Origin of the sequence: Actinotalea fermentans (assembly GCF_007991475.1) — a bacterium.
GTDB classification, from domain to species: Bacteria; Actinomycetota; Actinomycetes; order Actinomycetales; family Cellulomonadaceae; genus Actinotalea; species Actinotalea fermentans.
In genome coordinates, this window is the sequence record NZ_BJYK01000012.1 from 34,377 (window position 1) to 52,225 (window position 17,849).

The following is a 17,849-nucleotide window of genomic DNA, read 5'->3' on the forward strand; positions in this document are numbered from 1 at the left end:
CCGCCCGGACGAGATGCCACGGAAGGGTTCCATTCGGCGATATAACGTTGTACCTTGCCCAGAACTGACGCCCGGGCGGCTGGCCGACGATCAACGGAGATCCGCGTGCACACCCATCCCCCACGACGCGGCCCTCACCACGACCGACGCCACCGCACACCGTCAGGCACCCGACGGCGGCCCGCGCCGCCGTCGAACCGTGGATGCGGGCGGACCCCAGGAACGGAGGTGAGGCGCACCGGCCCCCGAGGCTGCCGCTACGCAGACGCGCGACGACCAGGCAGTGAGACTACGAAGGAGTAGCCAGATGAACATGCCCGTCGGAAGGCGCAGAGGCCGTGCCCTCGCGTCGTTGGTCGCCACCCTCTCCCTGGGGGCCGCCGGGATGGCGCTCGCGCCGCCCGCACTCGCAGACACGTCACCTGCGCAAGGGGCGACGGTCACCCCGAACCCCGACTCCCCCACCGGGTACACCGTGACGTTCGTCTACCACAACCCCGACGCCACGCAGGTCCGCCTGGCCGGCGACCTCACCCTGCTCGGCATCGGCACGGGTACGACGCGGTACCAGCCCGAGCAGTTCCAGCCGGGCCGGTACGCGTCGGGCGGCACCGAGTTCCTGCGCGACATGACCAAGGACGCCGACGGCAACTGGTCGGTCTCCCTGCCGTTGCACGCGGGCGCGCTCAGCTACTGGTACCGGGTCTGGGACCCCACGCAGGGCTGGGTGAACAAGCGCATCTGGGACCCCGCCTCGTCGCACCCCCGCCCGCCGGGTGACGCGTCGTTCCGCGTGCGGAACAACGACGTCCTCGGCGCCGTCTACGTCCCGTACGACCCCAAGCAGGCCGACCCGGTGCTCGAGCAGCGCGCGCAGTACGAGCTGCCCGCCGCCGACCCGGCCGACCGTGGCTCCGTGCACTACGAGGAGTACACGACCATCCTCGGCGACGACGGCCACTACCTGGGCATCTACCTGCCGCCGGGCTACGACGCCGACCGGCCCGAGCCCTACAAGGTGGTCTACCTCTCGCACGGGATCTTCGGCGACGAGACCGACTTCATGGTCCCGGCGAACGTGCCCAACATCCTGGACAACATGCAGGCCAGGGGCGAGATCGAGCCGACCGTCGTGGTCACCATGGGCAACCACTTCACCGGCACCGGGCTGAACTTCGCCTCGTACAACCGGCAGAACGCCGCGGACAACCTGGTGCAGGTGATCCTCCCGTACATGGAGGAGCACTACAACGTGGCCGACGAGCGCGAGGGCCGCGCCTACGGCGGCTTCTCCTACGGCGGCTCGACCGGCGGGTTCGTGATGAACTCCTACCCGACGACGTTCGGGTACTACGGGCACTTCTCGGGCAACCCGTCGCTGACCCAGGCGAACTTCGACGCGATCGCGGCCGCCGTCGGCGAGAACGGGATGTCGGTGTTCCTGGGCAACGGCGTCTTCGAGGGCACCCTCGCGTCCGCGAACGCCATCGCGGACAACTTCCGGTCGCGCGGCATCCCGGCCGCCACGGCCCAGGTGCCGGGTGCGCACGACGGCATGACCGCCGGCCAGCTGTTCACGATCTACGCCCGCGACTACCTGTGGGCGAACGCCGACACCCGTGACGGCGTGCCGATCCAGGCCGAGATCCCCGAGGGCGAGGACGGCGCGCTCGCGCTCACCGTCGCCGACTTCGGCGAGGCCGTCCAGCTGTCCGCGCCCGAGAACGTCGGCGACCGCCTGCGCATGACCGGCACCCTGCCCGAGGTCAAGATCACCGACTCCCGCACCGCCACCCAGGCCGGCACCGGCGGATGGGCCGTCTCCGGCCAGGCCGACACCTTCACCTCGGCCAGCCGCCCACTGACCGCCGACCACCTCGGCTGGACCCCGAAGGTACTCACCCCACGACCCGGCCTGAACGCCGGCGCCACCATCACCACCGTCCTGGACGGCGGACCCGGCCTGGCCACCCCGGCCCGGCTCGCCTCCGCCGACACCCAAGGACGCTGGGGAACCGCCACCCTCGGTGCCGACCTCACCCTCGAGGTCCCCACCGACACCCAGCCGGGCACCTACACCGGCATGCTCACCCTGTCCCTGTTCCCCGTCGACTGACCCGTCGACGGGAGACCCACCCCTGCAGGTCCGTGTGGCCGGCCGGCACCCGCCGGCCGGCCACTCGGCCCGCCCGAGGAGGATCGAGGCTGCCGTGCCGCTCCGCGCCCTGTCCCTGCTCGCCGTGGTTCTCGGCTCCGTCCTGGGCCTGCCCGTCGCCGCGGCCCCGACGGCGACCGCGGCGGTCGCACCCGACCCCGCGACGTCGACCACCTGGGCCCTGCAGCCGGCCACCGCCGACGGCCCGGACGGACGGATCTCGCTGCGCCACGTCGTCGACGGCGGGGCTCGCGCCGACGACCTGGTCGCCCTGACGAACTTCAGCGACCGCCCCGCGACGTTCGCGGTGTACGCCAGCGACGGCGTCGTGACCGCCGACGGCAGCTTCGACGTCCTCGCCTCGGGGCAGGCGCCCGTCGACGGCGGCGCCTGGATCACCGTCGGGCCGGTCGACGGGGCGCAGGCTCGCGACGGCGGCGGCCTGGTCCTGGAGCTGGCCGCCGGCGCGACCGCCCTGGTGCCGGTCGGGATCGCCGTCCCGGCGCAGGCCACCCCCGGCGACCACCCGGCCGGCGTGGTCGCCGAGCTCGTCCAGGGGGCCGGCAGCGCGGTCCAGCTCACGTCCCGGGTCGGTGTGCGGGTGCACCTGCGGGTGTCCGGCGACGTCGCCGCCGCACTGGCACCCGAGACGGTCACCGCCTCCTACACACCGTCCTGGAACCCCTTCGCGCCGGGCACGCTGACGGTGACGACGACCGTCACCAACGCCGGCAACGTGCGCCTGGGCGCGCGCACGACGACGTCCCTGGCCGGGCCCGCGGGCGTGGCACCCACCTCGGCGGCCGACGAGCAGCGCGAGGTGCTGCCCGGCACGACGACGACGAGCACCGTCGAGGTCGCCGTCCCGCCCCTGGTCATGGCGTGGGGCGAGGTCACGGTGACGCCCGTCGTCGTCGGGGAGGACGACCTCGGTGGCGCGGCCCTGTCGCCGGCGACGGCGTCGTTCACGGTCTGGACCGTGCCGTGGTCACAGCTGGCCCTGCTGCTCGCCCTCGTCGCCGGGGTGCTCCTCGCCCGTCGGGCGCGGCGACGGAGCGCGGCCCGGGTGCAGGCCCGGATCGACGCGGCGGTCGCGGCCGCCACGGCCGCCGGTGCGGCCGGTGCCCCGGAGCCCGTGGAGGCGCGGGACGCCTGACCAGCCGGGCCGGCTCACGGCGGGGACGCCGACCTCGCGGCCCCGGCCGTGGTGGCCGGACCGGGCGCGAGGTCCGGGACGAGGTCCACGAGCGCGTACGGCAGCGCGAGCCGCGCCGTCGTCCACGTGTGCCCCTGGCCGGGCTCGGTCCGCACGTGCACGTCCTGGCCCGCGTCCTCGAGCATCCGCACCAGGGCCGCGGACTCGCGTCCGCTGATGGTGTCGCGCGCCGCGCCGGGGATGTCGACGAACACGTGCATCGGGTGCGCGAACTCCAGCCCGGGCAGGTAGTGCGCGGCGTCGTGCCGGTCGAACTCGGCCTGCGTCGCGAGCATCGCGCGGCCGCCGTCGCCGGGCTCGGTGTACGGCTCGATCGCCGCGATCGCCGAGAAGACGTCCTGGTGGTGCAGGCCGAGGTCCACGGCGCAGAACCCGCCGGACGACATGCCGCCGACGGCCCGGCCCGACCGGTCGGCGACGGTCGCGTAGTGGGCGTCGACGTACGGCACGACGACGTCGAGCAGGTACGTCTCCACCTGGGGCCCGCCGGTGGTGGAGTCCAGGCACTCGGTGTCGGTGCTGTGCGTGCCGTCGAGGTCCGGGGCGACGACGAGCACCGGCTGGATGCTGCCGGCGTCGATGAGGGCGTCCAGCGTGGCTGCGGCGTCCCCGCCCGCGAACCAGTCCGCCGGGGTCCCCGGCGAGCCGTGCATGAGGTACACCACCGGGTAGCGCGCATGGTCGGGGTCGTAGCCCGGCGGCGTGTAGACCCACATCGGGTCGTCCTGCACGCCCAGCCCGGCGGGGGCGTCGACCGCGACCCGCTGGACGGCGCCCGACGTCGTGGAGCCCTCGCGCGTCGCAGCGGCCGTCAGGGGCGACGTCCCGATGCCCTGCCCGGCGAGCCAGGTCCGCACCGCCATCACGTCGGGCAGGTAGCCGGCCCAGGCGTTGACCCCGACGGCGACGCCCACCACCAGAGCCAGGACGGCGGCGGGCCACAGCAGCCACGGCGAGCGCGCCCGCCCCCCACGACGACGCGCCCGTCGGCGCACGAGCACGGCGACCACCGCGAGCGCGATCGCCACCAGGACGACCACGACGGCGACCGGCATCGAGGCGACCCAGCCCCCGTGGGTGGTCGAGAAGCCCGGCGGCAGCGTCCCGGATCCAGTCGTCACGTCGCGACGCTAGGTCGGGTCGGCCCAGCGTGCGCTTGGCGGACGCTGAGAGGATCCTCAGCGTCCGCTCAGCCAGGCCCGCGACCGTCGGGGGCATGACGCGGGCGATCGGGCCGAGCCAGCTCCCGTCCGGCATCCGCGCGCACCGCCGCCGGGTGCGCACGCGTGCGCTCACGGCGCGCGTCATGGGCGTGCTCGGCGTCCTGGGCCTGGTCTCCGCGGTGTCCCGGCCCGCCTGGCGCGAGCTGCGGGCGGTCGACGCCCTGCTGCCGCTCGTCCCGGGTCAGCCGCACCTGCTCTCGCGCACCGCGGGGACGACGCTCGTGTGGGTCTCCGTCGGACTGCTGCTGACCTCCCGCGGGCTGCGCCGGGGGCAGCGCCTCGCGTGGGCGGTCACGCTGGCCCTGCTCGGCGCGTCCACGATCCTGCACCTGACGAAGGGCCCGGACCTCGCGGAGGCGATCGCCACGGGGCTGGGTGCGGCGTGGCTCGCCCGGCGGCGCGAGGCGTTCCCCGTGCGTCCCGCACGCGCCGTCGTGCGACGGGTGCTCGCCTGGGGTCTGCCCGTGACGGGCGTCGTCGTCGGCGTGTCCGTCGGGCTGAGCATGCTGGTCCGCCACGACCACGGCCAGGCGCCGCGCGGCCTGCTGCTCGGCGAGCACCTCGCGACACCGATGGCGACGGCGACGGTCCTCGCGCTGGCCGGGGCCACGCTGTGGGTGCTCGCGTCGCCCCACCCGCCGCGGCGCCCGACGGCCGCCGAGCACCGGGAGGAGCGGGAGCGGGCGCGCGGCGTCGTGCAGCGATGGTCGGCGGGCACGCTCGACTACTTCGCGCTGCGCGACGACAAGGACTGGTACTTCTCCGGTGACACGCTGGTCGCGCACACGGTCCGGTCGGGCGTCTGCCTGGTCTCCCCCGATCCCGTCGGGCCCCCCGACGAGCGGCTCGGCGCCTGGGTCGACTTCCTCGCACACGCCGAGGAGCACGGCTGGTCCGTCGCGGTGCTCGGGGCGACGGCGGCGACCGTGCCGATGTACGAGGCCAGCGGCCTGCGCGCCGTCTACCTGGGCGACGAGGCCGTCGTCGACTGCCCCGACTTCTCGCTCGACGGGCGGGCGCGGCGCGCGCTCCGCCAGGCGGTGCACCGGGTGGCCCGCGCCGGCTGCACGACGACGTTCCACGACCCCGCGGCCGTCGATGCCGACCTGCGCGCGCAGATCCTCGCGATGTGCGACGACAGCCGTCGCGGCGGCGCCGAGCGCGGCTTCTCCATGACGCTGTCGCGGCTCTTCGACCCGGCCGACACCGGGCTCCTGCTCGCCGTCACACGCAACCCGGCGGGCCGCGTGGAGGCCTTCTGCCAGTGGGTGCCCGCGCCGGGCGTCGACGGCTGGTCCCTGGACGTCATGCGCCGCCGGATCGCCGACGACGTGCCGAACGGCGTCATGGACGCGTGCGTCGTGGCGACGATCGCCGAGGTGGCCCGCCGGGGACAGCACGGCCTCAGCCTGAACTTCGCGGTGCTGCGCGAGCGGCTCGAGGGCGCGCCGACGGGACCCTGGTCGGCCCAGCTCCGCTCCATGCTGCTGCAGATGTCGGAGCGCACGCAGATGGCCTCGCTGTCCTCCTTCAACGAGAAGTTCGGTCCCCGCTGGGAGCCGAGGTTCGTCGTCGTCGACGCCGTCGAGTTCGTCGCCACGCAGGCGCTGGTGATGGCCGGCGCCGAGGGCGTGACCGAGGTGCCCGTGCTCGGGCGGTTCCTCGGCCCGGCGGGAGGTCAGCGGGCGGCGTCGAGTCCCGCGTCGATGAACGCGAGAGCGCGCGACGCCGTCTCCTCGGCGTCGGCGCCGCGCTCGACCACCTCGGCGGCCGCCGAGACGGCGCCGAAGACCAGGGCCGTGCCCAGGGCGGCGTCGCGGACGCCCAGGTCCTCGACCGCGGAGCGCAGCGGAGCCAGCATCGCGGCGTGCAGCTCGCGTACCCGTGCGACGCACTCCGGGGGGAGGTCGACGAACGAGAGCTGACGGAACGGGCCGTGGTCGCGCGCCGCCAGGAGCAGCGCCTGGCGGACGTAGCCGTGGATGCGCGCCCGGGGGTCCCCGTCGTCGGTGGCCGCCGCCAGCGCCTCGTTCCCCTCGGCGAACGTCGCCTCGACCGCCGCGGCGACGAGGGCGCCCGTCGACGGGTAGTACTGGTAGACGCTCGTGCGCGCCAGGCCGGCCCGGGCGGCGACCGCGGCGGGCGTCACGGCCGAGGCACCGCCGGTGGCGAGCAGCTCCCGCGCGGCGGCCACGAGCGCGCTGCGGCGCATCACGTGGTGCTCCGCGACGGTGGGAGCCTCGATCCGGGGCATCTGGCCATTGTGTCCAACGAAGCGCCACCTGGCAATTTCCCGACACCTGTGTCGGCATGTTACCGTCAGTCGCGTCGGGATCGCGCCCGGCCGTTCCTGTCTTCCTCGAGGAGCACGTCGATGTCGGAGAACGCCCCCATCCCTCGTCGTCACTGGTTGGCGATGGGCACCCTGTCCCTGGGTGTCTCCCTCGTGATCATGGACGCGACGATCGTCAACGTCGCGCTCCCGGTGGTCATCGAGGACCTCGGGCTCGACGCCTCGGGTGCGCAGTGGATGAACGCCATCTACTCGCTCGTGTTCGCGTCCCTCATGCTCACCGTCGGGCGGCTCGGTGACCTGTACGGGCGGCGGCGGATGTACGGCATCGGCCTGGTGGTCTTCATGGCGGCGAGCCTGTTCGCCGGAGCCGCGACCGGCCCGGCCATGCTCATCGCCGCACGCTTCGTCCAGGGGCTCGGCGCGGCGATGGTGCTGCCCAGCACGCTGTCCACGCTGAACGCGATGTTCCACGGCCGCACCCGCGGGATCGCCTTCGCCATCTGGGGCTCGACCATCGGCGGCATGGCCGCCGTCGGCCCGCTCGTCGGCGGGTGGCTGGCCACCGACGTGAGCTGGCGCTGGGCGTTCTGGCTGAACATCCCGTTCGGGCTGCTCGCCCTCGTCGGCATCGTCAAGACCCTCGACGAGACGCGCGACACGACACTGGTCCGCGGCTCCGACGTCCCCGGCGTGCTGCTGTCGAGCCTCGGCCTCGCGGGCATCGTCTTCGGCCTCATCCAGGGCGACTACTACGGCTGGTGGACGAGCGCCTCCGGCGGCCTCTCGCCCGTCCCGTTCGCCCTGGTGATCGGCGTCGCCCTGGTCGCCACGTTCGTCGCCGTCGAGAAGCGGCGGGTGCTCGCCGGGAAGGTCGCCCTGGTCGACCTCGGCCTGCTGCGCATCCGCTCGTTCCGGTTCGGCGTGATCGCGGCGCTCATCGTCGCGCTCGGCGAGTTCGGCCTGCTGTTCACCCTGCCGCTGCTCCTGCAGGGCGCGCTCGGCTACACGGCACTCGGCACCGGGTGGCTCCTCCTGTGGCTGGCGCTCGGCACCTTCCTCGTCTCCGGCGCCACCCCCCGCCTCGCCGCCCGGATGGGCCAGACGGCCGTCGTCCGCGTGGGTCTCGGCCTCGAGGCCCTGGCCATCGCCGGGCTGGCCGTCACCCTCAGCACGTCCATCTCGAGCGTGCTGCTCGCCGTCTGGCTCTTCCTCTACGGCGTCGGCGTCGGCATGGCCACCGCACAGCTGACGAGCGTCATCCTCGTGGACGTGCCGGTCGCCGAGAGCGGCCAGGCGTCGGGCTTCCAGACCACCATCCGTCAGCTCGGCTCGGCCCTCGGCGTCGCCCTGCTCGGCGGCCTCCTCATCGCCACGACGACGTCCCAGACCAGCGACCGGCTCGCCGACTCCGGCCTCCCGCCCGAGCAGCAGGACCAGGTGGTCACGCTGGTGCACGACACGGCCGGCGCAGGCATCCCGGCGCTCGTCGCGAACCCCGCGACCGCCGACGCCGCCGTCGACGCCGAGGAGGCCCTGGTGCAGGCGAGCCGGATCACCACGGGCATCGCCGCGGGCGTCCTGCTCATCGGCCTCGCCGCCACGTTCGCGCTCCCGCACACCCCGCCGGAGGCTGCCGGTGACGCCGCCGCCTCCTCGGCGTCCCGCCGCCGGCCCCGCGGCGCGGGCACGGCCCAGCACTGAGAGTCAGCAGACCCGCACCGTCGGCGCCCGGGGACCCCACGGTCCACCGGGCGCCGTCAGTGCGCGGCCGCCACGAGCCGCCGCGCCTCGAGCGCGAGGGCGAGCGCGAGTCGCGTGCGAGGGTCGTGCAGGTCCGCCCCGAGCAGGTCGCCGATCCGCTGGAGCCGGTGCTTCATCGTGTTGTAGTGCACGAACAGCCGCCGGGCGGCCTCGGCGGCGTTGCCCAGACCCAGCACCACGTCGAGCGTGCGGCACAGGTCGCCGTCGCCGTGCTCGTCGTGCGCGAGCAGGGGCCCGACCTGGTCCTCGACGAACGCGAGCAGCTCGGCCCGCGGCAGGCTCAGCACGAGCCGCTCGAAGCCGAGGTCGGCGTGCCGGGCCGCGGTGCGGTGCGTCACGTGCGCGATCCGCAGCGCCTCCTGCGCCGTCGCGTGGCTCACGGGCAGCTGCGTCAGGTCCGCGGCCGGTGCCCCCGACGCGACGACGGCGCGCCCCGCGCCCGTCCCCTCGAGCGCCCCGACGAGCGCCTCCTCCGGCGTCGTGACGGCGGACCGCGCGTCGGCGACGGGCGCGATCGCCACCACCTGCGTCCCGCGTAGCCAGGCCACCGCGCGCGGGCCCAGGACGCGACGGACCACCGCCTGCAGCTCCGCCTCGGCGGGCTCGGCCGAGCAGGCGGCGACCACGACGACCGTCGCCCCCTCGAGATCCCAGCCGAACAGCCGCGCCCGACGCCGGAGCGCCGCGTCGTCCAGGCGGGTCCCCGCCACGAGCTCCTCGAGGAACACCACGCCGAGCCGCCGGTCGAGCTCGATGCTCGCGAGCGCCTGGGCGATGTGCATCCCGGCGGCGAAGCACGCCTGGCGGATGAGGCGCCGCTGCCCGAGCGTCGGTTCGTCCTGCCCGCCGACGAGCACGCGCCCGCGCGGCACCCCGGCCACGGTGATCGGGAACTGCCAGCGCCCGTGCGCGGCGTCGTCGCCGTCGCCGTCGCCGTCGTCGCCGCCACCCGCGACCGGGCCGGCCTGCCCACCGAGCACGATCGCGTCGTGGTCCACGATCGTCACGGAGCGGTCGAGCGCGGCGGAGAGGGTCCGGGCGATCTCCTCCAGACCGCCGCCGGACAGGGCGATGCCGGTCAGCCGCTCGCGGATGGCCTCCGTCCGCGCCGGTTCCGCGCCGTACTCGGCGAGCACGACGGCGAGGACGGCGCCGATGACCTCGTTGAACGACGTGTCGTCGGGCACGACGAGGACCGGGAAGCCGAGCTCGTCCGCGCGCTCGGTGAGACCGTCCGGCAGGCGTTCGAGGTAGCGCAGGGGCTTGATGGCCAGGCCGGCCAGGCCCCGCGCGTGCAGGACGGGCAGCAGCTCCACGAGGCGTTCGGGCCGGTCCCGCACCGGGTAGGCGGTGGTCAGGAGGAGCTCGCCCTCCTTGACGTACCGCTCGATGTCCGGGACCTCCATGACGTTGACCCCGGTGACCACCCGGTCCAGACCGCTCGCACCCGCCAGGACGTAGGTCCCGTGCAAGGGGGCGAGAGTCATGATCTCGCGCACCGTGACTGTCGCCATGGCCCTCTCCTGTTGTCCTTTCAGGACAATGCCCGTCTCAAACGCCGTCCGAAGCGGACGCAGCGCCGGAGCGCCCCACCTTCGTACCTTCCCAGTATGACGACACGGCAGCCCGCGAGCCCTCGGGCTCTGCGCGCAGCGACGACCGGCCCGGTCGCCGCTGACCTGGCCGCGCTGTCCACCGTCCATGTCGGACATACCGGCATCCTCCTGCGCACGACGACGGGACGCCTGCTCCCGATCACCGCACCCGCCCGTGGCCTCGTCCCGGGCGGGCTGTGCCTGACCACCGACGACGACGCCGCGGACCTCGCCCGGGCGGCCGGCCGCCTGCCGGTGCTCGACCTGACCGCCTGGTCCGCCGTCCTCGCCGCCGCCCGGCGGACCGATCTCGTCGTGCGTCCCGGGGCCACCGACGTCCGCGCCGCCCGCGCCCTGTGGGCGGAGGCGGTCCGCGCGCCGCGCGACACGCCGGGTGGCACCGGCGGCCCGATGGACCCCCGGCCCGTCCGGCGCCAGGCGCCCGCGCTCGTGGCGGCGGCCGTGACGGGCCCGGGCACGGCGCTCGACGCCGCCCTCGGCCACCTCGTCGGCGTGGGCCCGGGGTCGACCCCCAGCGGCGACGACGTCGTCGTGGGCGTGCTGGCGGGCCTCGACCGCCGCGGCGACCACGGGTCCCGCGCGGCCGCCGAGCGCGTGCGCGAGGCGCTGCCCGCCCTCCTGCGGCGCACGACGCTCGTCTCCCAGCACGACCTGCGGGCGGCCCTGCACGGCGAGGTCGCCGAGCGCGTGCACCGCCTGCTCGACGCGACCGCCCACCCCGACCTGGTGCCCGCCGTCGTGCGGCAGGCCCGCACCTGGGGCGCGAGCTCCGGCCTCGACCTCGCGGCAGGCGCCGCCGCCGCCGTCCTGGGGACCGCCGCGACGGCCTCCCCGTCCACCGTCCCGTTCCTGATGAGGAGCAGCGCATGAGCGCCACCACCACTCTCGCCGCGCGGGTCTTCCCGCGGCTCTACCGCGACTCCGTGACCCTCATGGCGCTCGCGTCCACGATCGAGAAGCGCGACGGCGTCGTGCGGGTCGGCGCCGTGATGGGCACCCCCGGCAACCTCGACATCCTCGACCGGTCCGACATGCGACCCGCCGATCTCGCCACCGCGCCGGACGACCTGGTCGTCGTCGTGCGCGCCGTCGACGAGGAGACCGTCGCCGCCGCCCTGGACGCCGCCGAGGCCGGCCTGACCGCCGTCGAGTCGGCGCGCAGCGCGCACGAGGCACCGGCCCCGCAGACCGTGGCGGAGGGGCTCGCGACCGGCGACCGCGCCACGCTCGCCACCGTGTCGACCCCCGGGACGTACGCGCCCGTCGTCGTCGAGCAGGCGCTGCGCGCGGGCCTGCACGTCTTCTGCTTCTCGGACAACGTGCCGCTCGAGGACGAGGTGCGGCTGAAGGCCATGGCGGCCGAGCGACGGCTCCTGCTCATGGGGCCGGACTGCGGCACGGCCATCCTCGACGGCGTCCCGCTCGGGTTCGCCAACGTCGTCCGGCGCGGGCCGGTGGGCATCGTCGCCGCCTCCGGGACCGGTGCGCAGGAGGTCAGCTGCCTGCTGCACCGGGCCGGCACGGGCGTGTCCCAGGTCGTCGGCGTCGGCGGCCGCGACCTCTCGTTCGCGGTGGGCGGCACGATGACGCACCTGGCCCTGGACCTGCTGGCCGAGGACGACGCGACGCAGGTGGTCGTCGTCGTCTCCAAGCCGCCGGCCGCGGAGGTCGCCGAGCGCCTGCTCGCGCGCCTGGCCACCCTCGGCAAGCCCGCCGTCGCCTGCCTGCTCGGCGAGGACGACGCCGACGGCCCCGTGCCGGTGCGCGGCACCCTCGAGGCCGGGGCCCGCACCGCCGCCGCACTCGTGGGCGCCGAGCTCGACCTCGGGGACGAGCAGCCGCGCCTGCCCGAGGGCGTGGCCCTGCCCGCCGCGCGCGGCGTGCTCGGCCTGTACACCGGCGGCACCCTCGCCTCGGAGGCCAAGGTCGTCCTCGGCCGCGCCAGCGTCACGCCCGAGATCCTCGACCTGGGCGACGACGAGTACACGCAGGGCCGACCGCATCCGATGATCGACCCCAGCGGCCGCTCGGCGATGGTCGTCGAGGCCGGCAGCCGGCCCGAGATCGGCATCCTCCTCGTCGACCTGGTGCTCGGGCACGGGGCCGCCGCGGACCCCGCCACCCCGCTCGCCGAGGCCGTCGCCGCCGCCGTCGCGGCGGCGCGCGCCGACGGGCGAGAGCTGCTCGTCGTCGGCTCGGTCTGCGGCACCGACGCCGACCCGCAGGACGTCGACGCCGCGCGCCGGGCCCTCGCCGCGGCCGGCGTCGTCGTCCACCCCTCGAACGCCGCGGCGGCCCGCACGGCAGCGGCCGTCGCCACCCGGAAGGAGCTCGCATGATCACCGGAGGCATCCGGGTCCTCAACGTGGGCCTGCCCGTCATCGTGGAGGGCGTCCCGGCACAGGACGTGGTCCAGCTGGACTGGCGTCCCCCGGCCTTCGGCGACGCCGAGGCCGCGCGGCTCGCCGTGGCGCTCGACGACGACGTCACGCGCGAGGCGAACCGGCGCGCCATGGCGGCCGTGCACGCGGTGCGACCCCAGCTGGTCCGGATCCGGCCCGCGCGCGAGGTCGTGCCCGGCATGGACCAGGGCCGGACCCTGCTGCACGCGGGTCCGCCCATCGAGGTGGCGCGGATGTGCGGCCCGATGCGCGGGGCCCTCGTCGGCGCCGCCCTGTTCGAGGGCTGGGCGGCGACGCCCGCGGAGGCGGAGCACCTGCTCGACACCGGCCAGATCGCCGTCGACCCGTGCCACCACCACGGCGCCGTCGGGCCGATGGCGGGCGTGGTCGCGCCGTCGATGCCGGTGCTCGTCGTGGAGGACGGCGGTCGCCAGGCGTACGCCTCCCTGAACGAGGGTCTCGGCAAGGTGCTGCGCTTCGGCGCGTTCGACGACGAGGTCGTGACCCGGCTGCGCTGGATGCGCGACGTCCTCGGGCCGGTGCTGGACGCCACCCTCGCGGCGGCCGGGCCGGTCGACGTCACCTCCCTCATCGGCCAGGCGCTGGCGATGGGCGACGAGGGCCACAACCGGAACATGGCCGCCACCAGCCTGCTCACCCGTCGGCTCGCGCCGTTCGTCGCCCAGCACGAGCACGGCGTCGAGGCGCTGCGCTTCCTCGCGGGCAACGACCACTTCGCGCTCAACCTGTCGATGGCGGGCGCCAAGCTCTCCATGGACGCCGCCGTCGGCGTCGAGGGCTCGACCGTCGTCACGGCGATGGCCCGCAACGGCGTGGAGTTCGGCCTGCGCGTGGCCGGCACCGGCGAGCGGTGGTTCACGGCGCCCGTGGGTCCCGCCGACGGTCTCTTCTTCCCCGGCTACGGCATCGAGGACGCCAACCCCGACCTCGGCGACTCGGCCATCACCGAGACGCTCGGCATCGGCGGCTTCGCGATGGCCGCCTCCCCCGCCATCACCCAGTTCGTGGGCGGCACCCCCGACGACGCGGTCGAGACGACCCGCCGGATGCGCCGCATCACCACCGGGCCGCACCCGGCGTTCCCGCTGCCGCCCCTGAACTTCGCCGGCTCGCCCAGCGGGATCGACGTGCTCAAGGTGCTGGACACCGGCGTCCTGCCGGTGATCAACACCGGCATCGCGCACAAGGAGGCCGGCGTCGGGCAGATCGGGGCGGGCATCGTCACGGCGCCGTCCGAGGTGTTCGTCCTGGCCGTCCGCGCGCTGCACCAGGCGAGGGTCGCCCGATGACCGCCACCCCCCTCGCCCCGGCGGGCGCGTCCCGCACCGCGCTGGTCGCCATCGGCGGCAACGCGCTCGTGCTCGACGGCGAGCCCGGCTCGATCGTCCGGCAGCAGGAGCGCGCGGCGCGCTTCGCCGAGCAGGTCGCCGACCTGGTCGCGGACGGCTGGACGATCCTCGTCACCCACGGGAACGGCCCGCAGGTCGGCTTCATCCTGCGCCGCGGCGAGCTCGTCGCGCCCGAGACGACCCTCGAGGGGCTGCCCGAGCTGCCGCTGTGGCTCGCGGTCGCCGACTCCCAGGGCGGCATCGGGCACATCCTCGCCCTCGCGATGGACAGCGAGCTCGAGCGACGTGGGCTCGCCACGCGCGCCGTCGTCGTCCTCACGCACGCCGAGGTCGACCCGGCGGACCCGGCCTTCGCCCACCCCACCAAGCCGATCGGCTCCACGATGACCGCCGAGACGGCCCGCCTGCGCGAGGCCCAGGAGGGCTGGTCGGTGACGGAGACGACGCCCGGCACGTTCCGCCGGGTGGTCGCGAGCCCGCGCCCGCGACTCATCGTCGAGTCGGCGCAGATCCGCTCGCTCATGGAGTCCGGTGCCGTCGTCGTGGCCGCGGGCGGCGGGGGCATCCCGGTCGTCCAGCGGGAGGACGCCTGGCACAGCGTGGACGCCGTCATCGACAAGGACCGCGCCTCCGCGCTCCTGGCCGCCTCCGCGGGCGTCGACACGCTCGTGCTCGTGACCGGCGTCGACGAGGTCTACGTGGGCTACGGCACGCCGGACCAGCGCGCGCTGCGCGACGTCGGACCGGACGAGCTCCGTGCCCACCTGGCCGCCGGGGAGTTCCCGGCCGGATCGATGGGCCCCAAGGTCGAGTCCGCCCTGCAGTTCGTCGCCGACGGCGGACGGCACGCCGTCATCACGTCCCTGCCCCGCCTGCGCGACGCGCTCGCCGGACGCACCGGGACCCATCTGACCGCCCGGGGGCTTCCCGGAACCGCACCGACCGCGCCAGCCTCACCGATGAGGACACAGGAGGACCGATGATCACCGTCACAGCTGACCCGTTCCCGTTCACCTTCGACCCCGACCACGTCGCGCTGCTCTGCATCGACTTCCAGCGGGACTTCATGGAGGCCGGCGGCTTCGGGGAGTCCCTCGGCAACGACGTCTCGCGCCTGCGCACCACGATCGAGCCGACCAAGCGCGTGCTCGACCTGTTCCGCAGCCAGGGCTGGCCGGTCATCCACACCCGCGAGGGCCACCGCCCCGACCTCACCGACCTCTTCCCGAGCAAGCGCGACCGGGGCAACCCGAGCCTGCGCATCGGCGAGGAGGGACCCATGGGCCGGCTCCTGGTCCGCGGCTCGGCGGGCCACGGCATCGTGCCCGAGCTCGCGCCCGTCGAGGGCGAGGTCGTGCTCGACAAGCCGGGCAAGGGCTCGTTCTACGCGACGGACCTGGAGACGATCCTGCGGGCGCGCGGCATCACGCACCTCGTCGTCACCGGCGTGACCACCGAGGTCTGCGTTCAGTCGACCGTGCGGGAGGCGAACGACCGCGGCTTCGAGTCGCTCATCCTCGCCGACTGCACCGGGTCGTACTTCCCGGAGTTCCACGAGTCCGCCCTGGCGATGTTCTCCGCCCAGGGCGCGATCGTCGGCTGGGTCGGCACGTCCGACGCCCTGCTCGACGCCATCCCCCACGCCCCGGCGAAGGCCGGGACCGTCACGACCGACGAGGAGGTCGGGCAGTGAGCACCACAGCACCGGCGGCGCCCGCCGCCACCGGCTCCACCGAGCCCCGGGTCCGCCTGGCCTGGTGGACCAAGGGCGACTGGAACGGCCTCTTCGGCCTGGGTACCAACGTCCTGCTCAACGTCATCGTCCTGACGGGTCTGTGCCTGACCGTGGTGCAGATCCCGTCGGACACCGTCTACGGCCGGATCCTGCCGGCGCTCGGCATCGCCCTCCCCCTGGGCAACATCTGGTACGCGATCCTGGCGCGCCGGCTCGCCCGCCGCGAGAACCGCACCGACGTGACGGCCCTCCCCTACGGGCCGAGCGTCCCGCACACGTTCATCGTCGTGTTCGTGGTCATGCTGCCGGTGTACCTGCAGCGGCAGGACGCGATCGCGGCCTGGCGCGCCGGCCTGGCGTGGGCGTTCATCATCGGCTGCATCGTCCTGCTCGGGGCCGTGTTCGGGCCGTGGATCCGCCGCTGGACCCCGCGCGCGGCGCTCCTGGGCGCCCTCGCCGGTATCTCGATCACCTTCATCTCGATGAGCCCTGCCGCCCAGATGTGGCAGGCGCCGTGGATCGCCTTCGTGGCGCTCGGCTTCATCCTGGTGGGCTGGCTCGGCGGGCGGCGGATGCCGTTCGACGCGCCCGTCGGGCTGGTCGCGGTCCTCGTCTCGACGGCCATCGCGTGGGTCGCGGTCGCGCTGGGCTGGTCCGGCATCCTCGAGCCGAGCGCGGTCTCCCAGTCGTTGAGCGACCTCGCGCTGCACCTGCCGTTCCCGACGACGGACGTCGTCACCGGCCTCGCGGACATCGCGCCGCTCCTCGCCTCGGCGATCCCGCTCGGCATCTACAACTTCACCGAGGGCATGACGAACGTCGAGTCGGCGGCCGCGGCCGGCGACCGGTACTCGACCCGCCAGGTGCTCGCCGCGGACGGCCTCGGCGCCGTCGTCGGCTCCTTCCTCGGCTCGCCGTTCCCGCCCGCCGTCTACATCGGTCACCCGGGCTGGAAGGCCGTCGGCGGTCGCGTCGGCTACTCGCTCGCCACGGGCATCGTGGTCGCGGTGGTCTGCTTCACCGGCCTCGTCGGCACCTTCCTCGCCGTCTTCCCGATGCAGGCCCTCGTGCCCGTGCTGCTCTACATCGGCCTCGTCATCGGCGGCCAGGCGTTCAACGTGAACGCGCGCCGGTACGCGCCGGCCATCGTGCTGGCGATGATCCCGAGCATCGCGGAGTGGGCGACCGGCCAGATCAACAACGCCCTGGCTGCGGCCGGGACGACGGCGGCCGAGGTGGGTCACGACTCCCTCATCGCGAACGGCGTGATCTACGACGGGCTCCACCTGCTCGGCCAGGGCGCCGTGCTCGTGGGCATCCTGCTCGGTGCGGTCGCCTGCTTCGTCATCGACCGCAAGATGTACGCGGCCGCCCTGACGGCCGTCATCGCCGCGGTGCTGTCGTTCTTCGGCCTGATCAACGCGGTCGAGGTCGCCGTGAACGCCTCCCCGGGCGTCACCCTCGGCTATCTCTTCCTCGCGGCGCTGCTCGCGGCCTTCGGCTGGTACCTGCGCAGGGAGAAGGACGACACCCTCGACGACGAGCTGCTGTTCGTCAACGGGACGCTCATGCGCGGGCTCGAGCTGCACGGCAACCTCGACGGTGCCGAGCTGCTCGAGGAGACCACCACGGCGCCGCGCTACCGGGTGCACACCATCGGGGACGTCCACCCCGGCATGTACCAGGTGGCCGACGACGAGGAGGGCGGCGCCGCCATCCACGGCGAGCTGTACCACGTGCCCGCCGAGGTCCTGCTCCGGGTCATCGAGGGCGAGCCCGCCGGGCTCTACCGCGGCCCGGTCGAGCTGGCCGACGGCCGGAGGGTCCCGGGCATCCTCTACCGGCGCGAGCTCGCCGAGCAGCACCCCGAGATCACCGAGCACGGCGGCTGGCGGCAGTACCGCGCGGCGGTGACCACCGCCTGACGGCCACCCCACCACGAGGCCCTCCCGACGACCGTCGGGAGGGCCTCGTGCGTTTGGCGGACGGGCGTGCGGCACCGGCGGCAACGTCGAGGGCTAAACGGTTCAGGCGGTACCGGAAGCGCTCCCACTGCCGCACCGTCGGTGCAGCGC

General features: G+C 74.7%; 12 protein-coding genes and 1 pseudogene. 10 read left to right on the plus strand and 3 right to left on the minus strand.

Annotated features, from left to right (window positions below):
• The first annotated feature begins 307 nt into the window (after positions 1-307).
• Both AFE02nite_RS15855 and AFE02nite_RS15860 read left to right on the plus strand, forming a co-directional pair.
• Entirely contained in the window at positions 308-2,116 is a 1,809-nt protein-coding gene (locus AFE02nite_RS15855) for an alpha/beta hydrolase-fold protein (protein WP_146820015.1), read from the plus strand.
• 94 nt (positions 2,117-2,210) lie between these two features.
• Positions 2,211-3,311 carry a hypothetical protein gene (locus AFE02nite_RS15860; protein WP_146820016.1) on the plus strand — a complete coding sequence of 367 codons (1,101 nt, stop codon included), beginning with the start codon at positions 2,211-2,213 and terminating at the stop codon, positions 3,309-3,311.
• A gap of 14 nt (positions 3,312-3,325) precedes the next feature.
• Here AFE02nite_RS15860 and AFE02nite_RS15865 read toward each other — a convergent pair whose 3' ends face one another.
• Complete coding sequence (locus AFE02nite_RS15865) at positions 3,326-4,492, minus strand: alpha/beta hydrolase (protein ID WP_052113918.1); 1,167 nt, start codon at positions 4,490-4,492, stop codon at positions 3,326-3,328.
• A 95-nt stretch (positions 4,493-4,587) separates the two neighbouring features.
• On the opposite strand from AFE02nite_RS15865, the gene AFE02nite_RS17960 reads away from it, so the two are divergent.
• A complete protein-coding gene (locus AFE02nite_RS17960) occupies positions 4,588-6,519 on the plus strand; it encodes a bifunctional lysylphosphatidylglycerol flippase/synthetase MprF (protein WP_034247847.1) in 1,932 nt (643 codons plus the stop codon).
• A 143-nt stretch (positions 6,520-6,662) separates the two neighbouring features.
• On the opposite strand, the pseudogene AFE02nite_RS17965 reads toward AFE02nite_RS17960, so the two are convergent.
• Positions 6,663-6,848 (minus strand): annotated as a pseudogene (locus AFE02nite_RS17965) (TetR family transcriptional regulator); the annotation flags it as partial.
• 120 nt (positions 6,849-6,968) lie between these two features.
• On the opposite strand from AFE02nite_RS17965, the gene AFE02nite_RS15880 reads away from it, so the two are divergent.
• On the plus strand, positions 6,969-8,591 hold the full coding sequence (locus AFE02nite_RS15880) for an MFS transporter (protein ID WP_186814588.1): 1,623 nt from the start codon (positions 6,969-6,971) through the stop codon (positions 8,589-8,591).
• 56 nt (positions 8,592-8,647) lie between these two features.
• On the opposite strand, the gene AFE02nite_RS15885 is transcribed toward AFE02nite_RS15880, so the two are convergent.
• A complete protein-coding gene (locus AFE02nite_RS15885; protein ID WP_034247848.1) occupies positions 8,648-10,165 on the minus strand; it encodes a PucR family transcriptional regulator in 1,518 nt (505 codons plus the stop codon).
• A gap of 96 nt (positions 10,166-10,261) precedes the next feature.
• Here AFE02nite_RS15885 and AFE02nite_RS15890 point away from each other — a divergent pair, with 96 nt between their 5' ends.
• The 6 genes from AFE02nite_RS15890 to AFE02nite_RS15915 are packed head-to-tail and all read left to right on the plus strand — an operon-like array spanning position 10,262 to position 17,699.
• Positions 10,262-11,137: an oxamate carbamoyltransferase subunit AllH family protein gene (locus AFE02nite_RS15890; protein WP_146820019.1), complete on the plus strand. Its 876-nt coding sequence runs from the start codon at positions 10,262-10,264 to the stop codon at positions 11,135-11,137.
• A complete protein-coding gene (fdrA, locus tag AFE02nite_RS15895) occupies positions 11,134-12,606 on the plus strand; it encodes an acyl-CoA synthetase FdrA (RefSeq protein ID WP_146820020.1) in 1,473 nt (490 codons plus the stop codon). Before AFE02nite_RS15890 ends, fdrA begins: the two co-directional genes overlap by 4 nt.
• Positions 12,603-13,979 carry a YlbE family protein gene (locus AFE02nite_RS15900; RefSeq protein ID WP_034246910.1) on the plus strand — a complete coding sequence of 459 codons (1,377 nt, stop codon included), beginning with the start codon at positions 12,603-12,605 and terminating at the stop codon, positions 13,977-13,979. The genes fdrA and AFE02nite_RS15900 overlap by 4 nt, the downstream gene beginning before the upstream one ends.
• Positions 13,976-15,022, plus strand: coding sequence for a carbamate kinase (locus AFE02nite_RS15905; protein ID WP_052113756.1), 1,047 nt, complete (start codon positions 13,976-13,978; stop codon positions 15,020-15,022). The genes AFE02nite_RS15900 and AFE02nite_RS15905 overlap by 4 nt, the downstream gene beginning before the upstream one ends.
• Positions 15,019-15,732 (plus strand): cysteine hydrolase family protein, encoded by a 714-nt coding sequence (locus AFE02nite_RS15910; protein WP_034246909.1) that lies wholly within the window; start codon positions 15,019-15,021, stop codon positions 15,730-15,732. Before AFE02nite_RS15905 ends, AFE02nite_RS15910 begins: the two co-directional genes overlap by 4 nt.
• The gene (locus tag AFE02nite_RS15915) at positions 15,729-17,699 is read left to right on the plus strand and encodes an allophanate hydrolase-related protein (protein WP_146820021.1); all 1,971 of its coding nucleotides are present in this window, start codon (positions 15,729-15,731) and stop codon (positions 17,697-17,699) included. Before AFE02nite_RS15910 ends, AFE02nite_RS15915 begins: the two co-directional genes overlap by 4 nt.
• Positions 17,700-17,849 lie beyond the last annotated feature (150 nt).